At 67.8% G+C, this 255-nt stretch carries 1 pseudogene; it reads left to right on the top strand.

The features are described from left to right. Positions 1 to 255, top strand: a pseudogene (locus QSK26_RS41635) (glycosyltransferase family 1 protein); the annotation flags it as partial.

Consider the following 255-nt stretch of genomic DNA (forward strand, 5'->3'; position numbering starts at 1 on the left):
CGCCGACGCCATCCTCGCCACCTGCACCGACGAAGTGCACGAACTCCTCCTGATGGGCGTACCCAGACAACAGATCGCCGTCATACCGTGCGGAGTGGACCTCAACCTCTTCACCCCCCACGGCCCAGCCACCGCACGAAGCACCCGGCCACGCCTGCTCAGCCTGGGCCGCCTCGTCCCACGCAAAGGCATCGGCACGATCATCCAGGCACTCCGGCTCCTGCCCGACACCGAACTCGTCATCGCGGGCGGCAC

This window comes from Microtetraspora sp. NBRC 13810, from assembly GCF_030268685.1.
GTDB lineage: Bacteria > Actinomycetota > Actinomycetes > Streptosporangiales > Streptosporangiaceae > BSRQ01.